The sequence below is a fragment of the Streptomyces sp. 4F14 genome (assembly GCF_048159485.1).
Lineage (GTDB): Bacteria > Actinomycetota > Actinomycetes > Streptomycetales > Streptomycetaceae > Streptomyces.
In genome coordinates, this window is the sequence record NZ_JBLRVY010000199.1 from 1 (window position 1) to 393 (window position 393).

The window sequence follows — 393 nt, forward strand, 5'->3', positions numbered from 1 at the left end:
GCACCGCCGCCTGTCGGGCGCCGCCCAGATCCGCCGGATCGTTCTGGCTGTACGAGCGGCCACTGAAGTAGGTGCCGGACGCGTCCATGGTGACGACGGTCGGCCGGCCATCGGGCGTGTCGCAGGACTTCGGGAGCACCAGCAGACCGCCACCTCCGTTCACCGTGCCCGGCAGGCCGTCCGGGAGCGGAACCGTGTCGCCGCCCAGGAACCCGTCCTGGACCATCGCCAGCCGCTCCTCCGCGGCCTCGGGTACCGGGCCGTACTCGACGGACACCTGCTGGCGGATGGAGACGTCGTCACCGTCGTGACTGCTCTTGTAGTCGCCGGCGATGGTGATCTCGCAGCTGCCGCTCGGGCGCTCGCGGGTGGGCGCCGTCTCCTCGCTGGTGC

At 71.8% G+C, this 393-nt stretch carries 1 pseudogene; it reads right to left on the bottom strand.

Going from position 1 to position 393, the window contains the following annotated elements:
* Positions 1-393: pseudogene (locus tag ACLZOT_RS50305) on the bottom strand (hypothetical protein); the annotation flags it as partial.